We start from the raw sequence: 18,506 nt of genomic DNA, 5'->3' as shown, positions 1-18,506 counted from the left end.
GGAATGCGCCCGATACACCGTTCCGATTTCGATCAGGCAGGAGCAGCCCCCGAGATGACGCAAGAAGTGACCGAGCGGGTCGAAGCGCTGTTGCCGAAGCTGCGCGAACAGGCGCAGGAGGCAGAAGATCTGCGCCGGATTCCCGACGAGACCATGAAGGCGCTGCAGGAGACCGGTTTCTTCAAGCTGCTGCAGCCGCGCCAGTGGGGCGGATACGCCGCCGATCCGGTCGTGTTCTACGACACCGTGCGCAAGATCGCCAGCGCCTGCGGTTCCACCGGCTGGGTGGCCGGCATCATCGGCGTGCACAACTGGCATCTGGCGCTGTTCGACCAGCAGGCACAGGAAGAGGTCTGGGGCGAGGATACCCAGGTCCGCATCTCCTCCTCCTACGCCCCGATGGGCGCCGGCGTGGTGACCGAGAGCGGCGACGGCTACATCGTCAACGGCTCCTGGGCCTGGTCGTCGGGTAGCGACCACGCCACCTGGACCTTCGTCGGCGGTCCGGTGATCAAGGACGGCAAGCCGGTCGACTTCGGCAGCTTCCTGGTTCCGCGCACCGACTACCGCATCGACGACGTGTGGAACGTGGTCGGCCTCAAGGGCACCGGTTCCAACACGCTGGTGCTGGAGAACGTCTTCGTGCCGCGGCACCGGTTCCTCAGCTACAAGAGCATGAACGACCTGACCGCGCCGGGCCTGCAGCAGAACACCGATCCGGTCTACAAGATGCCGTGGGGAACCATCCATCCCACCACCATCTCCACGCCGATCGTCGGCATGGCCTACGGCGCGCTGGACGCGCACGTGGAGCACCAGGGCAAGCGCCTGCGCGCGGCCTACGCCGGTGAGAAGGCCAAGGACGACCCGTTCGCCAAGGTGCGCATCGCCGAGGCCGCCAGCGATATCGACGCTGCGTGGCGCCAGCTGTCGGGCAATGTCGCCGACGAGTACAAGCTCCTGGTCGCCGGCGAGGAGATTCCGTTCGACCTGCGCGTGGCTGCGCGCCGCGATCAGGTCCGCGCGACCGGCCGGGCCATCGCCTCGATCGACAAGCTGTTCGAGAGCTCGGGTGCGACCGCGCTCGCGAACGGCACTCCGCTGCAGCGGTTCTGGCGTGACGCGCACGCCGGTCGCGTGCACGCCGCCAACGATCCCGAGCGCGCCTACATGATGTACGGCACCCACGCGTTCGGCCTGCCGGTCACCGACGGGATGGTGTGATGACCGCCGTTTCGGAGCTGACCTACGAGTCCACCTCGAAGTTCGCCCAGGTCCGCCCGGATCTGAAGCTGCACTATCACGAGGCCGGTGAGGGTAACGGCCCCACCATCGTGCTGTTGCACGGCGGCGGTCCGGGCGCCTCGTCGTGGTCGAACTTCGCGCGCAACATTCCGGTGCTGGCGCAGCACTTCCACGTGCTGGCCGTGGACCAGCCGGGCTTCGGGCAGTCGGACAAGCCGACCGATCACCCGCAGTACTTCGTGCACAGCGCCTCGGCGCTGAAGGATCTGCTCGACACCCTGGGCATCACCGACCGCGTTCACCTGCTGGGCAATTCGCTGGGCGGCGGCGCGGCGGTGCGCTTCGCCCTCGACTATCCGGACCGGGCCGGCAAGCTGGTGCTGATGGGTCCGGGCGGACTGAGCACCAACCTGTTCGCCCCGGACCCCACCGAGGGCGTCAAGGCGCTGGGCAAGTTCAACGTCGAGCCCACCCGCGACAATCTGGAGAAGTTCCTGCGGATCATGGTCTTCGACCAGTCGCTGATCACGCCGGAACTGCTCGACGAGCGCTTCGCCTCGGCCAATACGCCCGAAGCGCTGGCCGCGACTCGCGCGATGGGAAAGTCGTTCGCCAGTGCGGATTTCGAGAAGGGCATGCTGTGGCGGGAGGCGTACAAGCTGCGCCAGCCGGTGCTGCTCATCTGGGGCCGTGAGGATCGGGTGAATCCGCTCGACGGCGCGCTGGTGGCGCTGAAGACTATCCCGCGCGCGCAGCTGCACGTGTTCGGCGGGTGCGGGCACTGGGCGCAGCTGGAGAAGTTCGACGAATTCAACCGGCTGGCAACCGATTTCCTCTTCGGTGTGAAGGAGGCACGATGACCTACCATTGCGCAGCCGGTCATCGGCCCGACCGGGTGCGGGTGTCCCGCAAAGCGAAGGAGGCACGATGAGTATTCGTGCGCTGGGTTATATGCGCATCGAGGCGACCGACGTGGCCGCCTGGCGCGAGTACGGGCTCAAGGTGCTCGGCATGATGGAGGCCGACGGGCCCAACCCCGACGCCCTCTACCTGCGGATGGACGATTTCCCCGCCCGCCTGGTGATCGTGCCGGGCGAGAAGGACCGCCTGCAGGTCTCCGGCTGGGAGGTCACCGACGCCCCTGGGCTGCAACGACTTCGGGAGACGCTGACCAAGGCCGACGTCGCCTTCGAAGAGGGCACCAAGGACGAGCTCGCGGAGCGGCGCGTCGAGGGCATGATCCGCTTCCAGGATCCCTCCGGCAATACGCTCGAGGCGTTCTACGGCGCGCAGTACCTGGCCCGGCGCTTCGTCAGCCCTTACGGCCACAAGTTCGTCACCGCCGAACAGGGTCTGGGCCATGTGGTGCTGACCTGCAACGACGATGCCGAAGCGCAGGCGTTCTATCAGGATGTGCTCGGTTTCCGGCTGCGCGATTCGATGCGGCTACCACCGCAGGTCGTCGGCCGGCCCGCCGACGGCGACCCGGCGTGGCTGCGCTTCTACGGCTGCAATCCCCGCCATCACGCGCTGGCGTTCCTGCCGCTGCCGAATCCGACCGGCATCGTGCACCTCATGGTCGAGGTGGAGAATTCCGACGACGTCGGGCTCTGCCTGGATCGCGCGCTGCGCAAGAAGGTCAAGATGTCGGCCACCCTCGGCCGGCACATCAACGACAAGATGTTGTCGTTCTACATGAAGACCCCCGGCGGATTCGACATCGAATTCGGCTGTGAGGGTTTGGAAGTCGACGACCACTCCTGGATCGCGCGGGAATCCACCGCGGTGAGCCTGTGGGGTCACGACTTCACGGTGGGATTCAAGTAGCGAGCGCGGAGAGGGCGACAACCATGACCGCCACGGGCGAATACCCGGAGATCGACGGCCGGCAGTTCCGGAATGTGCTGGGGCAGTTCTGCACCGGTATCACGGTGATCACCACCTTCACCGAGGCCGAGGACGCCGAGCGGGCGCCGATCGGTTTCGCCTGTCAGTCCTTCGCCGCCCTCTCCCTCGACCCGCCGCTGGTGCTGTTCTGCCCCACCAAGGGGTCGCGGTCCTGGGCCGCGATCGAGCAGTCGGGACGGTTCTGCGTGAACGTCCTGGCCGAGGAACAACAACAGGTGTGTGCCCGCTTCGGTTCCCGCGAACCCGACAAGTTCGCCGGAATCGGCTGGAGCACTTCGGAGCTGGGACTTCCGGTCCTGGACGACGCGCTGGCCACGATCCAGTGCACGGTGGACAGCGTCGTCGACGGCGGCGATCACTTCATCGTGATCGGCCGGGTACAGGCCCTGTCGGAGTCCACGGACTCCGGCAGGCCGCTGCTCTTCTACCGCGGCCAGTACACCGCCATCGAACCCGAGAAGACCACCCCGGCGCCCTGGCGAGCCGATCTCGAACACTTCCTCACCACCACCACCCTGGACACCTGGTTGTAGGTCCGGGCAATCGTCGAGGGCGGGCACCTTTATCGGTGGCCGCCCTCCGCTGTTTCATGGTGGCCTCCGGTCGGTACGGACGGTCTCGGATCGGTCCGGCGCTGGGCGCTGCCGTGCCGGTGCGTTGACCGAGACCGGATCGGTCAGCATGCTGGTGATCGTCGCGGTGGGAGTTCTGTCGATCGGGGCAGTGTGTGGAATCTTGAGTGAGACGGTGGCGGCGGTGCGGACCGGGACGCCCGCCTCGGGGCTGTTCGTGCGGCATGCACCGTGGGGGAGGCGGTATCCGCTGGTCCCGGGCGCCGGATTCCACATCGTGCTGCAGGGCGAATGCTGTTTGCTGGCACCGGATTCGGAGCCGGTGACGATGGGGCCGGGCGATGTGCTGTTCATGCCGCGCGGGGCCGCGCATGTGATAGCGGACAGTCCGCACAGCGCGATCACCGAGGTGGCGACCCCGGGTGAGCTGCGTGAGATCCCTGGGCCGGGATCGCGGACAACCCTGCTGTGCGGTGCGTACGAGGTCAGCCGGAGTCGCCGTCACCCGCTGCTGGATCAACTGCCCGACTTCCTGCACCTGCCCGCAGATCCGGACCGCTCCCCGGCACTGCGTGCCGCGGTGGATCTGCTCGTCGGCGAGCTCACCGAACCGCGGCCGGGCACCGATGCCGCGGTACCCGCGCTGCTGGATACGCTGCTGCTGTTCGTCCTGCGCTCCTGGTACGAGCGGGCCGAAACCTCCGGCTGGGCAGGCGCTGTCGCCGATCCGGCGGTGTCGGCCGCGCTGCGCGCCATCCACGCCGACCCCGCGCGGGCCTGGACCGTTCCCGAACTGAGCGCGGTGGCGGGAGTATCCCGCGCCACCCTGACCCGCCGGTTCGCCGCGACCGTCGGCGAGGCGCCGCTGTCGTATCTGACCCGCTGGCGCATGCTCACCGCCGCACGCCTGCTGCGCGAGACCGACCTGCCCATCGCGGCGCTCGCGCACCGCGTCGGCTACGGTTCCGAATTCGCGTTCGCCAAGGCGTTCAAGCGCGAGTACGCCATGGCCCCCGGGCGCTATCGCCGCGCGGAGGAGTTGCCGCCCGTCCTCGCGGTGTGAGGATGCGCCGATTCAGCTGAACGGAGTGGAGTGCTCCTGCCGGACCCCGTCGACGTACAGTTCGACCTTCTCGTTGTAGAAGCAGACCAGCCCCGCGACCTTCTGGCTCTCCGGCAGGGGAGTGCGGTAATACCAGACCAGATCGGGATATTCGGTCTCGCCGATGCGGACGTTGTAGTACTCGGCAGTGCCCTTGTAGGGGCAACTCGTCGTGGTGGCCGAGGGCGTGAGCAGATCCATCCGCACATCGGTCAGCGGCAGGTAGTAGCGGGGGACGAGCCCGGTCTCGTAGAGGATGTGCGGCGAATCCGATTCCGCCACCACCTCGCCGCCGAGTTCCACCCGCACGGTGCGTGAACTGGCGAGGATGTCGACGCGCGTATAGGGATTGCGCGGATGGACGTAGATCGGCTCGTCCTCCTCGAACCACCGATCCATCTGTTCCCACTCCAAGCGGATGTGCTCGCGCAGCTCCGGGATCGGCGACTCCGGATAGCGAAGGGCCGCAGCGGGTCTGGTGGTATCGCCGATCACCACGTCGTAGATGTCGCCCTCGCCGCGACTGGTGGAATGCTTGGTTGATCCGGTCGCGACCAGTTCGGCGCGAACGTCCTCGACCGGCACGTAGTAGGTGGGGTAGTAGGGGCTCTCCCAGACCAGCAGCGGACGGATGGTATCCGCGACGACCTGCCCGTCCACATAGGCCCGGATCCGCCGGTGACCCGCCTCGGTCCGTACCCGCCCCCGATTCGTCTCGGTCATTGCACCACGGTACGCGCGGTAGGTGACAACCCCGGGCACGCGGGTATCGATTCGTGGGGACTCGCGAGTTCCGCCAGTTCCCTGGTTTACGGCCGAGCCGGCCCAGGCGGTGTTTCGGCCGTCCGAGACTCGATCGCGCGGCGGATGATCTCCCGGGCTTTGTTTCCTGTCAAGGATTGTTCGGCGAGTTCAGCGAACAATCGACCGTAGACAGCGATCTCTCGCGGCTGAGTAATCGTCAACTCGGCTGTGACAGCTTCCACGAGTGTCAATCGTTCGTCGAAGATGACGAAATTGGTCGTTTGCATCGGTACTTCGGCTTGTGCCGGAACGATGCCGAGAAGGACGCGGGGGAGCCCGATGACGGCTAGAAGCCGGTCGAGTTGTCCGAGCACTACGGCGTCTGTGCCGACAGTGGTGTGTAGGGCTTGCTCGGCCACCAGGATGTGAAACCGGTGATTGCCCCGGTACAGCATTTGCTGGCGCTCGAGCCGTTTCGTCACGCCCTCGTCCAGGTCATCAGGCACCTGGTAGAAGTCGATGTAACGGCGCAAGACGGCCGCCGCATATTCGGCAGTTTGCAGGATGCCGGGGATGATGTTCGGCTGAAAGATCCGCATCAGTTTCGACTCTTCGGCGAGCCTGACCGCTTCCTGCTGGCGACGTTTCGTACCGGTGCCGAGAACCTTCCGCCATTCGAGATATGCGGCTTGGACGTTTCGCAGCGTGGCTATGAGGTCCGGCAGTTGGTCCTCGTTACCGGTATGGGCACAGTAGGCGTGTAAATGTGCTTCTGTCGGGCTTCTATCGCCGGTCTCGATCTTCGACACCACCGATTCGTGCCAGCCGGCCAGGGCAGCCAGCTGGCGGCCGGACATGCCGGCGTCGCGACGAAGCCCTCGGAGGATCGCCCCGAGGGCTCGCCGCTGTTCATGGATTGCGTTCGTCACTGCTGGGCGTACTCCGCATATGGGGTTGCCAGCTTCCACAGACGCTCGCGTACTCGAAGGCAGTACTCGACGATTTCGGGATCGGTGGTGACCGCTAGGCCGCCGGCAGGCGCTCCGGCCGAATCAGTCAGGTTGTAGACCACGCGCTGTGCATCCATCAACCACCAGTCGTCCGGCGGTACTTGTCCAGCGATGTGGCGGGGTACGTATCGGATGTCTTCGCCGGCATCGATGTTGGACCCGGTAACCGACAGCAACCACCGCTGGTAGTCCGAATGCGGCTCGGTAACCACGCGTACCCGGGTCACCGTCACGCCTCGAGCGGTTGTTTCTCGCATGAGGTCTTGCCAGGGCGTGTGGCTGTACGGTGCCGGCTCGTCGGCGAGGAATGCCCGTACCCGGGATTCTTCGTCGGGTACGTGGTATTCGTCCCGAACTTCGAGATGGAAAGCGCTCCGCGTGAGCTCACGAAACAGGTTCGGCCACAGGTCCGGCTCAGTGTTGGGGCGCAGCAGCATTGCCGTAGTACCTCCGTACTTGTTTCGGAACCTCGATCGCCGTCTCATTCTCTGCCAACGTGAGCATGCTGAACACGTCCGGTTCGGTGATCGGCCGACCGGATACCGCGAACGTACCGCGGCCGGTGTCGGTCATCGTTGAGCCGATGAAAGTATCCGGCTCCGCAAATGCCGGCAGTAGATGCGGGATCTCAACGGTTCCAACAGTTGTCGTCTCCCATCCCTGCACGATGTAGGTGCCTTGATCGGTTGCGTAGAGGCTCGGGCAGCCGCCTGAGTCGGACCCGCCTTTGCCCAGGAACTTCAGGTTCAACGTCGTATCTCCCGTCCAGAGGTGTGGCACTTCTTGGCTCTCACTCGCAGTATGTTCTCGCAAATCAACGGCTTTCGCCGCAGGTAAGACACTTTTGCCAAGTAATGCCAAGTTGGTAGACCGACTGTTGTGCCCTTTCCTACCGTTCTGACCGGGCCCCGGCACCGGGCCGAAACGACTTCCTCGGTGCCGGGTGCCATACCACGGCGCACGAGGGGACGGAGACGACATGGACGCAAGGCCCAGGCGCACAAGGCTTTACGTGTTTCCCGGTGGGGTGCTGGAGATGGCCGATCATGGGGACGGCGACTCGGGCGGGGTTTATCTGGAGTTCAGGAGTCCGCCTCTGCCACAGCGTGTTTCGTCCGCATCCGATGTACCCCCGCCTCTCCGCCCGATCGAATCGGCCGATGCGGAGACGTGTGGACGAGTTCTCCGGTCGCTGCGTGGGCGGGAGGCATAGCCGCGTGCTCACCGTCGCGTGGATTGTCGTTATCGGATTGCCTCTGGGGGTCGTTGTCTGGGCGGCCCGGCCGTACCGCGACGAGGGTCGGGTCCGGAAAGGTCGACGCGGCACCGGCCCGCGGTGAGTGTTTACCGGTGGTGCAGCGGCCCACGCCCGAACTCCCCGTGCAAACCTCCGTATAAATGCGGGAAAACCGCCGAGAACGGCGAGGTTTGCACGATCTGTTCGGCGTCACCGGCCGGACGAGCACATCCGGGCCCGCCATCGGCAAACCGGGCCTTGGACGCGGAAAGGCCGGAATCCCCTGCGGGTTTCGCGAGGGGAGTCCGGCCTCCGCCGTTGCGGTCAGAGAAGGGGTACCGCAACGGTGGATCATCCGGGTGGGATGACGGCTCAGTCGTCGCCGACGGTGATGGCTTCGGCTTCGGCCGGGCTGTGCTCGGCCGGTTCGTGGTCGTCCACGTGGGCCAGGACCGAGCGGCCTGCCAGCAGTACCAGGACGCCGACCGCGGTACACGCGGCCCCGACCCAGAACGGCAGGGCCATTTGATGTTCGCCGAGCTTGCCGGCCAGATACGGGGCGGCGGCGCCACCGACGAACCGGACGAAGCTGTAGGCGGCCGAGGCGGTGGAGCGTTCCACCGGGGCGGAGATCATCACGGCCTCGGTGATCAGGGTGTTGTTCACGCCGAGGAACAGGCCCGCCAGTACGGTGCCCACGATCAGCACCGGCTTGTGATCGGCCCAGATCGCCATCGCGGCCAGATCGGCGGCGAACAGCGCCAGCGCGGTCGCGATCATCGGCACGGTGCCGAACATGCGCTGTAGTCGCGGCGCGAACACCACCGACGCCAGCGCCAGCAGCAGACCCCAGCCGAAGAAGATGAACCCGATCGAATAGGTGCCCATGTTCAGCGGGAACGGGGTGTAGGCGAGCAGGGTGAAGAACCCGTAGTTGTAGAGCAGTGCGGTGATGCTGACCAGCAGCAGTCCGCGGTGCCGTAAGGCCTTGAAGGGGGCCGTGATCGAGGTGTGGTGGGCCGGTTTGGGCATCTCCGGCAGCAGCACGACGATCGCGACGAACGCCACCGCCATCAGGACGGCGACACCGAAGAACGGTGCGCGCCAGCTGAATCCGCCCAGGAATCCGCCGACCAGCGGTCCGGCGGCGATACCGATGCCCAGTGCCGCCTCGTACAGGATGATGGCGCGGGAGACTCCGCCGCTGGCCGCGCCCACGATGGTGGCCAATGCGGTCGCGATGAACAGCGCGTTACCCAGACCCCATCCGGCGCGGAAGCCGACGATCTGCCCGACCGTTCCCGACGACCCGGCCAGCGCGGCGAAGACGACGATGATGGCCAGGCCGGCGAGCAGCGTCTTCTTGGCGCCGAAGCGGCTCGACACCACGCCGGTGATCAGCATCGCGACACCGGTGACCAGCATGTAGCTGGTGAACAGCAGGGTGACCTGCGACGGCGATGCGTGCAGCTGTTCGCCGATCGGTTTCAGAATCGGATCCACCAGGCCGATACCCATGAAGGCGATGACCGAGGCGAAAGCTACTGCCCATACCGATTTGGGCTGCTTGGTCTTCGGAGTGGTCGTCGCCTCGGCCGCGGTCGGCGATGAGAGAGTGGTGCTCATCAACGCTCCTACTTCGAGACTGTATGCGGTGCAGCCGATTTCAGGGCTTCGAGGAGATCGGTCAGTTCACTTTCGAGGTGGCTGAGCCGGTCGATGCCGAAGTCGGGCAACCGGGCCGCGAGGGCGGTGCCGAACGCGCGACGGGACACGGACAACTGTTCGTGCCCCGCCGGCGTCAGCTCGACGACCACGGCTCTGGAGTCGTCGGGGTCTTTGGTGCGTGCGGCGAGTCCGGCGGCTGTCAGCCGGCCGATCAGCGCCGTTGCCGAGGGCTGGGAGCAACCGTCGATCTCCGCGAATTCGCTGATTCGCAGCGGACCGTGCTCGTCGAGCGTGGACAGCGCCCGCACCATCGCACGCGGGAGCGCTCGGGTTCCCAGCGTGCCGGCCAGTCGAGTGAGCCGCGCGGCGGTGACGGCGATGTCGACCATGAGCACCTCGGCCGGATCCGGGGCGGAGGCCGAGCTCCGGGCCGAATCGGAGAGAGTGGGCGACTCGTTCGACTGCACGCAAATTATGTTACATAAGCTAACTATGTATGTACATAGCCTAACTATCTATTTTCCCGTGACCTCGCGCACAGCTGATTTCTGCAGGTCAGCGACGCTCTTGCAGCACAAGCAGCAGTCGCCGCCGGGGCCCGGCCGCAGCCGTAGCGGTAGCCGAAGTAGCTGCCGCAGCCGCTGCCGGCCCTGCTGCCGCCGCGTCCGCGTTGCCGGTAGTGGTGGCAGAGCTGGACAGCCGGGCCGCGAACACGACTCGACCCCGCGACCGTGGGCGCGGGGTCGGAGTACGCGAGCGCGGCCGCGTGGATTGTCGGGCGGATCAGGCGGGTCGGGCCAGCGGGCGTCCTGGCATTCCGAACAGTTCGGCATCGCCGTGCGCCCGCTTGAAATACAGATGCGCATCGTGCTCCCAGGTGATGGCGATACCGCCGTGCATCTGGACGGTCTCCGACACCACGGAACGGAACGCGTGCGAGCAGTGGATGCGCGCCGACTCGAGGTCGAGCGTCGTCTCCGCGGTCACCGGTCGATCCAGATCCGCGATCGCGGCGTAGGCGGCCGAGCGGGCCGATTCCACCAGCACGTACATATCGGCCATGCGGTGCTTGAGCGCCTGGAAACTGCCGATCGGGCGGCCGAACTGCACGCGCGACTTGCTGTACTCCACGGTCGTGTCGAGGCACTGATCGGCCGCGCCGACCTGTTCGGCGGCCAGGGCGGTCCAGGCCACCGCCCGCAGGCGAGCCGTGATCGCGTCCGCATCCCCGCCCAGCCGGGTGGCCGCGGCGCCGTCGAAGGCGACGGTGCTCAGGCGCCGCGTCGGATCCATGGTCCGGACGACGGTGCGGGTGACTCCCGGTGCGGTGGCGTCGATTTCGTAGAGTCCGTCGGCTGTCACCACCAGCAGGGTGTCGGCGTTGGCGCCGTCGAGGACGTAGTGCGCGGTCCCGGTCAGTGTGCCGCCGTCGGCCCGCACCGCGTATCCCGCGGGTCCGCGAGCCGCACTGGTGCTTGCGACTGCGCTTGTCGCCCAGCCTTTTTCGTCCGCCCAGCACACCGCGAGCGTCCGGCTGCCCTCGGCGACCCCGGGCAGCAATCGCCGCGCCGCGGCGGCATCGCCCGTCGCGAGCACGGCCTGGACGCCGAGGACCGCCGATCCGAGCATCGGCGGGTTGTGCAGCGTGCGCCCCAGTTCCTCGATCACCACCAGTGCCGCATCGATCTCGGCGCCGACGCCGCCGTACTCCTCCGGAATCGCCAGCGCGGCCACACCCACCTGCTCGCACAGCAGTTGCCACAGCCGCTCGTCGTAGCCGAGTTCGCTGTCGATCGCCTGTCGCAGGGCGGCCCGGTCGCCGTGCCGGGTGAGGACGGCGCGTACGGTCGCGGCCAATTCCTGCAGTTCCGCGGTATCGGTCATCGCCGTACTCCCGTCTCGGTGGTTCACGCGCCGGCCGCCACCGGCGTACGCAGCGCCGCGGCGATCCGGGCGCGATGGAAATCGGCGGTGCCCCACGCGGATCGCAGAGCGGTCACCTTGGTCAGCCACAGCGACAGATCGCATTCGGCCGTGTAACCGATGGCGCCGTGCACCTGCAGGGCGATCCGCGCCGTCCGGTACGCGGCCTCCGCGCAGGCGAACTTGGCCGCCGAGACATCGCGGGCGCGGTCGGCGGTGCCGAAGCTCAGCGCCGCGCGGTACAGCAGCGGTTCGGCCATGTCGAGGCCGATCTTCGCATCGGCCAGATGATGTTTGATGGCCTGGTAGCGCCCGATCGGCTGCCCGAACTGATGCCGCTGGATCACATAGGCGACGCTGGTGGCCAGCATCGCGTTACCCGCGCCCAGCAGCTGGGCCGCCGCCGCCAGCGCACCGGCGTCGAACGCCGTCTCCGCCGCGGCGAGCACCGAATCGCCCTGTGCCACCACCTCGTCCGGGCTCACCGTATACAGCCGCCGCGCCGCGTCCACCGATTCGATACGGTCGCCTCGGCGAGCCGTGCACAGCTTGTCACCGTCCACGACCAGCACCACATCGGCGGAATCGGCGTCGAGGGCCGGTGTCTGCGGCGAGAGCGCGATGGTGCCGAGCGACTCACCCTCGGCGAAGCTCGGCAGCCATCGCCGCGCCGGACCCGAATCGTCGAGCGCCTGCAACAGCGCCGGAATCACCGCGGCGGTCTCGATCACCGGGCCCGGCACCGCGGCCCGGCCGAATTCCCGGCACGCCACCACCAGGTCGATGGTCTCGGCGCCCATCCCGTCGTATTCCTCGGCCACGGCCAGGCCCAGAGCGCCGGCGCCGGCCAGTTGCCGGATCAGTGCCCGGCCGCCGCGGGCGCCGCCGCCGTTCCAGTTGCGGATGACGGCGGGCGTACCCGCGGCATCACACATCTTGCGCAGGCTGTCGGCGAAGTCGCGTTGTTCGGGGGACAGTGCAAATCTCATCGATGGGTCCATTCGGGGGTGCGGCGCGGGGAGGCGGGGTGGCACATGGCGGATCTCAACGCGGTAGCCCGAGCAGGCGCTCGGCGACGATATTGCGCTGAATTTCGTTGGTACCGGCATAGATCGGGCCCGCCAGCGAGAACAGGTAGCCGTCGGTCCAGGCGCTGCTCTGCTCGGCCGAGGCGCCGAGCAGATCCAGGGCGGTCTCGTGCATCGCGATATCGAGCTCGGACCAGAAGACCTTGTTGATCGACGATTCCGCGCCGAGTTTGCCGCCCTCCGACAGCCGGGTCACGGTGCCGAGGGTGTTGAGCCGGTAGGCCTCCGCGCCGATCCACGCGTCGACCACGCGGTTGCGGGCCGCGGTGTCGGCCGGATCGGCGGTCTCGCGCCACAGCTCGATCAAGCGCGCGGCCGTGGCGTTGAACCGGCCGGGGCTGCGCAGCGACAGGCCACGCTCGTTGCTGGAGGTGCTCATCGCCACCCGCCAGCCCGCGCCCGGTTCGCCGATCACATCGCGATCGGGGACGAAGACGTTGTCCAGGAAGATCTCCGCGAAACCGGGCTCGCCGTCGAGCTGCGGGATGGGCCGAACGGTCACACCGTCGGCCGACAGCGGGAACATCACATAGGTGAGGCCCTTGTGCCGCTCCGCCTCCGGATCGCTGCGGAACAGGCCGAAAGCCCAGTCCGCGAACGAGGCTCGCGAACTCCAGGTCTTCTGCCCGTTGAGCACCCAGCCGCCCTCGGCCCGCTTCGCGCTGGAGCGAATGCCCGCGAGGTCGCTACCGGCCTCCGGCTCCGACCACGCCTGCGCCCAGATGTCGTCGGCGCGAGCCATTCTCGGCAGGATGCGCTCGAGCTGTTCCGGCGTGCCGTGTTCGAACAGGGTGGGAGCCAGCAGGAAGATGCCGTTCTGGCTCACCCGCCCGGGCGCGCCCGCGGCGTAGTACTCCTCCTCGAACAGCACCCACTCGAGCAGCGAGGCATCGCGCCCGCCGTATTCGCGCTGCCACGACACCACCGAGAGCCGGGCATCGGCGAGGGTGTGCTCCCATGCTCGATGCGCCTCGAAACCCTCCCGGGTGTCCATCGACGGCAGCGGTTCGGCGGGGACGTTCGCGCGCAGGAACTCGCGCACTTCGAGCTGGAATTGCGCTGCGGCCGAATCGAGTTCGAGATCCATCTACTTGCCGCTCCGTTCTGCGGTCGTGGCGGTGGTTGCGGTCGCCTTCATCGACTTGGCGGTCATACCGGCCAGCGAGTCGGTGCCGACCTCGGCGTTGTGGGCGTGGGCGAAGTGGTGCAGGCCGAAGACCGAATCCATGCCGGCGCGCAACCCCATCAGGTCCTCGCACTGGTTGACGGCCTTCTTGGTCAGCGCCAAGCCGAATTGCGGCATGGTCGCGATCTTCTCGGCCAGTTCGAGGGTGTGCGATTCCAATTCGGCGCGAGGCACGACCCGGTTGACCATGCCCCATTCGTAGGCCTGTTCGGCGCTGAACCGATCACCGGTGAACAGCACCTCCTTGGCCCGCCGCGGACCCAGCACCCAGGGGTGCGCGAAGTATTCGACGCCCGGAATGCCCATCCGGACAACGGGATCGGAGAAGAACGCGTCGTCGGCGGCGACGATCATGTCGCACACCCAGGCCAGCATCATCGCGCCCGCGATGCAGGCGCCCTGCACCATCGCGATGGTGGGTTTGGGAATCTCCCGCCAGCGCCGGCACATACCGAGGTAGACCTCGAGCTCCCGGGCGAAGCGCTGATCGCCGCCGGGCCGGTCGACGTGGTCCCACCACAGCGCGGCCTTGTTGTCGTATTCGATGTGATGGTCGCGTCCGGGCGTGCCGATGTCGTGCCCGGCGCTGAAGTGTTTTCCGCTACCCGCCAGGATGATCACCTTGACCTCGGCGTCCTCGACCGCTCGCGTGAAGGCGGCGTCGAGCGCATAGGTCATCACCGAGTTCTGAGCGTTGCGGTAGTCGGGCCGGTTCATCGTGACCAGGGCGATCGGACCACGGCGCTCGTAGGTGACGACCTCGCCCTCGTCCGGAATCGGCGCGGGGGTTGCGTCTGTGGTCACGAGATCTCCTCACGTAGTTGCCGCTTGAGCACCTTGCCGGCGGCGCTGTAGGGCAGCCGGTCCCGGAACTCCACGAATCGCGGCACCTTGAAATTGGCCAGGGTCTTCTTCGCGTAGGCGACGACGTCGTCTTCGGACAGTTCGGCGCCCGCCCGGCGCACGATGTAGGCCTTGCCGACCTCGCCCATCCGCTCGTCCGGCACCCCGATCACGGCGGATTCGGCGACCCCGTCGAGCCGGGCCAGAGTCTGTTCGATCTCGGCCGGGTAGACGTTGAAGCCGCCGGAGATGTACATGTCCTTGAGCCGGTCGGTGATCTTGAGATAGCCGCGCTCGTCGAGGATTCCGACGTCGCCGGTGTGCAACCAGCCGTCGGCGTCGATGGTCTTGGCCGTGGCCTCGGGATCGTCGAGATAGCCGACCATCACGTTCGGCCCGCGCAGCAACACCTCGCCGTGATCGCCGATGCGCACCTCGAATCCGGCCATGGCCGCACCGGAGGTGTTGGCGATGGTCTCCGGATCGTCGTCGGGCAGGCACATGGTGCCGAAGCCGGAGGATTCGGAGAGGCCGTAGGCGGTGACGACCACCTCGAATTCCAGTTCACTGCGCATTCTCTCGACCAGCACCACGGGTACGGTCGCCGCGCCGGTGACCGCCACCCGCAGGCTGCTCAGATCGAAATCGGCGCGGGCGGGATGTTCCAGGATGGTCTGGTAGATCGTCGGCGGACCGGTCAATACGGTGATGGCCTGCTCCTGCACCATCCGCATCGTCTGCGGTACGTCGAAGGTCGCCTGCGGGACGATCGTGGCGCCGGTGACCAGGCAGGCGAGGATGGCCGCCTTGTAGCCGAAGTTGTGGAAGAACGGCGGGATCACCAGATAGCGATCGGAGCTGTTCAGCGTCGACCGCTCCACCCAGGCCCGCACCACATCGAGCGCCTGGCGCTGGGCGACGAGCGTGCCCTTGCTGCGGCCGGTGGTGCCCGAGGTGAACAGGATGTCGGAGATGTCTCCGGGCTCGACCGATTCCGCGCGCGCGATCACCTTCTCCACCGGCGTCTGCGCGGCGAGTTCGGCCAGTTGCGACCAGGCGACGGCATCGTCGTAGGCCGATTCGCCCTCCGCCGGAATGACGATGACCGTGCCGACCGCCAATTCCGGTGCTGCCGCGCGCAATTCCGCGAGGCGCTGCCGGCCCAGGAACGGATCGGCGATGAACAGCGCCTTCGCATCGACCCGGGCGATCACATCGGCGGCCTCGTCGGCGACGTAGCGGGTGTTGAGGGGAACCAGTGCGGCGCCGGTGTAGTGCGTGGCCAGTGCGGCCACCACCCAGTGCCAGGTGTTGGGCGCCCAGATCGCGATCCGATCTCCGCGCTGGATTCCGCGCGCGATCAGCGCCCCCGCCGTCTGCCGCACGGCATCGAGTAGTTGCACCCAGCTCAGGTGCACCTCGCCGTCGCTGACCGCCGCCGCATCGCCGTGGATGCGCGCGGCTTCGTGCAGGGCGAGAGGGGTGGTCTGCACAGGGGGTGTCACGTCGTCCTCGTCTTCTACACGCTGGTCGACGGGCCGAGCAGCCGGCTTGTCCGGCGTGGTGACGGCTCGGTCCGTCGGTCGATTCGCGCTGCAGAGCTCACCGCCCTACAAAGCAAGTGCTTGGTAGGTTACTCTACCGGAGTGAGTGCGATCCAGACCCCCGATTCCGCCGCCGGTGCGGATGCCTCCGGCACGGCGGCCCCCGGTACGGAAAACGCAGCCGACCAGGAATTCCGCGCCGAAGTGCGGGAATGGCTGGCCGAAAACCTGAACGGGCAGTTCCGCGAGCTGCGCGGGCTCGGCGGGCCCGGAAGTGAGCACGAAGCCTTCGACGAGCGGCTGGAGTGGGATCGCCACCTCGCCGCGGCGGGGTTGACCTGCCTGGGCTGGCCGGTCGAGTACGGCGGCCGGGCGGCGACGCTGCGCCAGCAGGTGATCTTCCACGAGGAGTACGCGAGCGCGAATGCCCCGGCGCGCGTCTCGCACCTGGGGGAGGAGCTGCTCGGCCCGACCCTGCTCGCCTTCGGCACCGAGGAGCAGAAACAGCGCTTCCTGCCCGGCATCCGCTCGGTCACCGAACTATGGTGTCAGGGATATTCCGAGCCCGGGGCCGGTTCGGACCTGGCGAACGTGTCGACCAGCGCCCGGCTCGACGGTGACGAATGGTCGATCAACGGCCAGAAGATCTGGACCTCGCTGGCGCATCTGTCGGACTGGTGTTTCGTCATCGCCCGCACCGAACCCGGCTCGACCCGCCACCACGGCCTGTCCTATCTGCTGGTGCCGATGAAGCAGCCCGGTATCGAGGTGCGCCCGATCATCCAGCTCACCGGGACCGCCGAATTCAACGAGGTGTTCTTCGACAACGCCCGCACCGCCGCCGATCTGGTGGTGGGCAAGCCCGGTGAGGGCTGGCGAGTAGCCATGGGCACGTTGACCTTCGAGCGCGGCATCTCCACCGTCGGTCAGCAGATCCGGTTCGCGCGCGAACTGTCGAATCTGGAGGCGGTGGCGAAAGCCAATGGCGCGCTGGCGGATCCGGCCCTGGCCGAACGCATCGACCAGGCGTGGGTGGGGTTGCGCGTGCTGCGCGCACACGCGCTGCGGACCCTGGAATCGGCGCATCAGAACGTCGACGCCCGCACCGCCGCGGGCCAGGCCTCGGTCTCGAAGCTGTTGTGGGCCAATTGGCATCGCGGCCTCGGCGAACTGGCCATGGACGTGCTCGGCGCAGAAGGCCTGATCGCCCGGCCTCCGGTCGGCGGCACCGGCTCCGCCCTCGATCCGCACCCCGCGGACGACCTGAGCCAATGGCAGCGCCTCTATCTGTTCACCCGCGCCGACACGATCTACGGCGGCTCGAACGAAGTGCAGCGCAACATCATCTCCGAACGCGTGCTCGGCCTGCCCCGCGAAGCCCGCTGACCACCCCGCCCGGCCGAACCTTCGGCCGGAAACCATCGGCCGAAGCCGTTGTTCGGCCGTAAGGAAGGACCTACAGTGCCTGATCTCTCGGTTCCGCCCCAGCCGATCTCCGGTCACGGACTGCTCGCCGGCCGGGTCGCGGTGATCACCGCCGCCGCCGGCACGGGCATCGGATCGGCCACCGCGCGCCGCATGCTCGACGAGGGCGCCGACGTCGTGGTCTCCGATTGGCACGAACGCCGGCTGAAGCAGACCGAGGAGGAGCTGGCCGCGGAATTCCCGCAGCGCAAGGTCGCCTCGGTGGTCTGCGACGTGACCAGTACCGAACAGGTCGACGAACTGATCCGCGCCGCGGCGCAGCGCCTGGGCCGCATCGACATCATGGTCAACAACGCCGGCCTGGGCGGTGAGACACCGGTCGTCGACATGACCGACGAACAGTGGGATCGCGTCCTGGACATCACGCTGAACGGCACCTTCCGCTGCACCCGCGCCGCGCTGAACTACTTCCGCACCGCGGGCCACGGCGGCGTGATCGTCAACAACGCCAGCGTGCTCGGCTGGCGGGCTCAGCACGGCCAGGCCCACTACGCCGCCGCCAAGGCCGGTGTCATGGCATTGACCCGCTGCAGCGCCGTGGAGGCCGCGGAACTGGGCGTGCGGATCAACGCGGTCGCGCCGAGCATCGCCCGCCACCCCTTCCTGGACAAGGTGAGCTCCACCGAACTGCTCGATCGGCTGGCCGCGGGCGAGGCCTTCGGCCGGGCCGCCGAGCCGTGGGAGGTCGCCGCCACCATCGCGATGCTCGCCAGCGACTACACCTCCTACATGACAGGCGAAGTCGTCTCCGTAAGCAGCCAGCGCGCTTGAGTTTTTGGCCTCCGCTTCGCTCCGGCGGTCCCCAGGTAACGCACGAGGGTGCACATCTGCGAGAGGTACACCCTGGTGGTTCTCGGCCCAGGGGGCCGAGAACCCCGCCGCAGCGAAGCGGAGGCAAAAAACACTGGCGCCGACCTCCCCTGGCTGTGGGATCCTGAGAACGTCCGGTTC

General features: G+C 67.4%; 18 protein-coding genes. 7 read left to right on the top strand and 11 right to left on the bottom strand.

The features are described 5' to 3' along the window. Nucleotides 1-54 precede the first annotated feature (54 nt). From hsaA to NE2_RS13310, 5 genes are all read left to right on the top strand, one after another. A complete protein-coding gene (gene hsaA / locus NE2_RS13330) occupies nucleotides 55-1,224 on the top strand; it encodes a 3-hydroxy-9,10-secoandrosta-1,3,5(10)-triene-9,17-dione monooxygenase oxygenase subunit (RefSeq protein ID WP_030517284.1) in 1,170 nt (389 codons plus the stop codon). Beyond that, nucleotides 1,224-2,105, top strand: coding sequence for a 4,5:9,10-diseco-3-hydroxy-5,9,17-trioxoandrosta-1(10),2-diene-4-oate hydrolase (hsaD, locus tag NE2_RS13325; RefSeq protein WP_030517283.1), 882 nt, complete (start codon nucleotides 1,224-1,226; stop codon nucleotides 2,103-2,105). Before hsaA ends, hsaD begins: the two co-directional genes overlap by 1 nt. Nucleotides 2,106-2,172: 67 nt before the next feature. Next, a complete protein-coding gene (hsaC, locus tag NE2_RS13320) occupies nucleotides 2,173-3,072 on the top strand; it encodes an iron-dependent extradiol dioxygenase HsaC (RefSeq protein ID WP_030517282.1) in 900 nt (299 codons plus the stop codon). 23 nt (nucleotides 3,073-3,095) lie between these two features. Continuing rightward, complete coding sequence (hsaB, locus tag NE2_RS13315; RefSeq protein ID WP_063026218.1) at nucleotides 3,096-3,686, top strand: 3-hydroxy-9,10-secoandrosta-1,3,5(10)-triene-9,17-dione monooxygenase reductase subunit; 591 nt, start codon at nucleotides 3,096-3,098, stop codon at nucleotides 3,684-3,686. 148 nt (nucleotides 3,687-3,834) lie between these two features. Beyond that, nucleotides 3,835-4,788 carry an AraC family transcriptional regulator gene (locus NE2_RS13310; RefSeq protein ID WP_063026288.1) on the top strand — a complete coding sequence of 318 codons (954 nt, stop codon included), beginning with the start codon at nucleotides 3,835-3,837 and terminating at the stop codon, nucleotides 4,786-4,788. Between the two features lie 12 nt (nucleotides 4,789-4,800). Here NE2_RS13310 and NE2_RS13305 read toward each other — a convergent pair whose 3' ends face one another. From NE2_RS13305 to NE2_RS13255, 11 genes are all read right to left on the bottom strand, one after another. Continuing rightward, the gene (locus NE2_RS13305) at nucleotides 4,801-5,550 is read right to left on the bottom strand and encodes a DUF427 domain-containing protein (protein ID WP_063026287.1); all 750 of its coding nucleotides are present in this window, start codon (nucleotides 5,548-5,550) and stop codon (nucleotides 4,801-4,803) included. Nucleotides 5,551-5,636: 86 nt separating this feature from the next. Then, nucleotides 5,637-6,500, bottom strand: coding sequence for a helix-turn-helix domain-containing protein (locus NE2_RS13300; RefSeq protein ID WP_063026217.1), 864 nt, complete (start codon nucleotides 6,498-6,500; stop codon nucleotides 5,637-5,639). Beyond that, entirely contained in the window at nucleotides 6,497-7,018 is a 522-nt protein-coding gene (locus tag NE2_RS13295; RefSeq protein ID WP_063026216.1) for a DUF6879 family protein, read from the bottom strand. Before NE2_RS13295 ends, NE2_RS13300 begins: the two co-directional genes overlap by 4 nt. Continuing rightward, a complete protein-coding gene (locus NE2_RS13290) occupies nucleotides 6,996-7,331 on the bottom strand; it encodes a hypothetical protein (RefSeq protein ID WP_063026286.1) in 336 nt (111 codons plus the stop codon). The genes NE2_RS13295 and NE2_RS13290 overlap by 23 nt, the downstream gene beginning before the upstream one ends. Before the next feature lie 859 nt (nucleotides 7,332-8,190). Next, nucleotides 8,191-9,444 carry an MFS transporter gene (locus tag NE2_RS13285; RefSeq protein WP_063026215.1) on the bottom strand — a complete coding sequence of 418 codons (1,254 nt, stop codon included), beginning with the start codon at nucleotides 9,442-9,444 and terminating at the stop codon, nucleotides 8,191-8,193. Nucleotides 9,445-9,452: 8 nt separating this feature from the next. After that, the gene (locus tag NE2_RS13280; protein WP_233429771.1) at nucleotides 9,453-9,953 is read right to left on the bottom strand and encodes a MarR family winged helix-turn-helix transcriptional regulator; all 501 of its coding nucleotides are present in this window, start codon (nucleotides 9,951-9,953) and stop codon (nucleotides 9,453-9,455) included. Nucleotides 9,954-10,269: 316 nt separating this feature from the next. Then, nucleotides 10,270-11,370, bottom strand: coding sequence for an acyl-CoA dehydrogenase family protein (locus NE2_RS13275; RefSeq protein WP_063026214.1), 1,101 nt, complete (start codon nucleotides 11,368-11,370; stop codon nucleotides 10,270-10,272). Nucleotides 11,371-11,393: 23 nt separating this feature from the next. After that, nucleotides 11,394-12,398 (bottom strand): acyl-CoA dehydrogenase family protein, encoded by a 1,005-nt coding sequence (locus NE2_RS13270; protein WP_063026213.1) that lies wholly within the window; start codon nucleotides 12,396-12,398, stop codon nucleotides 11,394-11,396. 55 nt (nucleotides 12,399-12,453) lie between these two features. Beyond that, nucleotides 12,454-13,584 carry an acyl-CoA dehydrogenase family protein gene (locus NE2_RS13265; RefSeq protein WP_063026212.1) on the bottom strand — a complete coding sequence of 377 codons (1,131 nt, stop codon included), beginning with the start codon at nucleotides 13,582-13,584 and terminating at the stop codon, nucleotides 12,454-12,456. Further along, the gene (locus NE2_RS13260; RefSeq protein WP_255359499.1) at nucleotides 13,585-14,487 is read right to left on the bottom strand and encodes an enoyl-CoA hydratase; all 903 of its coding nucleotides are present in this window, start codon (nucleotides 14,485-14,487) and stop codon (nucleotides 13,585-13,587) included. Further along, a complete protein-coding gene (locus tag NE2_RS13255) occupies nucleotides 14,484-16,031 on the bottom strand; it encodes a FadD3 family acyl-CoA ligase (protein WP_063026211.1) in 1,548 nt (515 codons plus the stop codon). Before NE2_RS13255 ends, NE2_RS13260 begins: the two co-directional genes overlap by 4 nt. A gap of 243 nt (nucleotides 16,032-16,274) precedes the next feature. On the opposite strand from NE2_RS13255, the gene NE2_RS13250 reads away from it, so the two are divergent. Together NE2_RS13250 and NE2_RS13245 are read left to right on the top strand one after the other, a co-directional pair. Next, nucleotides 16,275-17,456, top strand: coding sequence for an acyl-CoA dehydrogenase family protein (locus NE2_RS13250; RefSeq protein ID WP_030518685.1), 1,182 nt, complete (start codon nucleotides 16,275-16,277; stop codon nucleotides 17,454-17,456). A gap of 75 nt (nucleotides 17,457-17,531) precedes the next feature. Continuing rightward, nucleotides 17,532-18,326 carry an SDR family oxidoreductase gene (locus tag NE2_RS13245; RefSeq protein WP_030518684.1) on the top strand — a complete coding sequence of 265 codons (795 nt, stop codon included), beginning with the start codon at nucleotides 17,532-17,534 and terminating at the stop codon, nucleotides 18,324-18,326. The last annotated feature ends 180 nt before the right edge of the window (nucleotides 18,327-18,506 follow it).

The organism is Nocardia elegans NBRC 108235, assembly GCF_001612845.1.
Classification (GTDB): domain Bacteria; phylum Actinomycetota; class Actinomycetes; order Mycobacteriales; family Mycobacteriaceae; genus Nocardia; species Nocardia nova.
The sequence above is the reverse complement of the archived record's forward strand: the minus strand, read 5'-3'. Positions and strand labels throughout refer to the sequence as shown.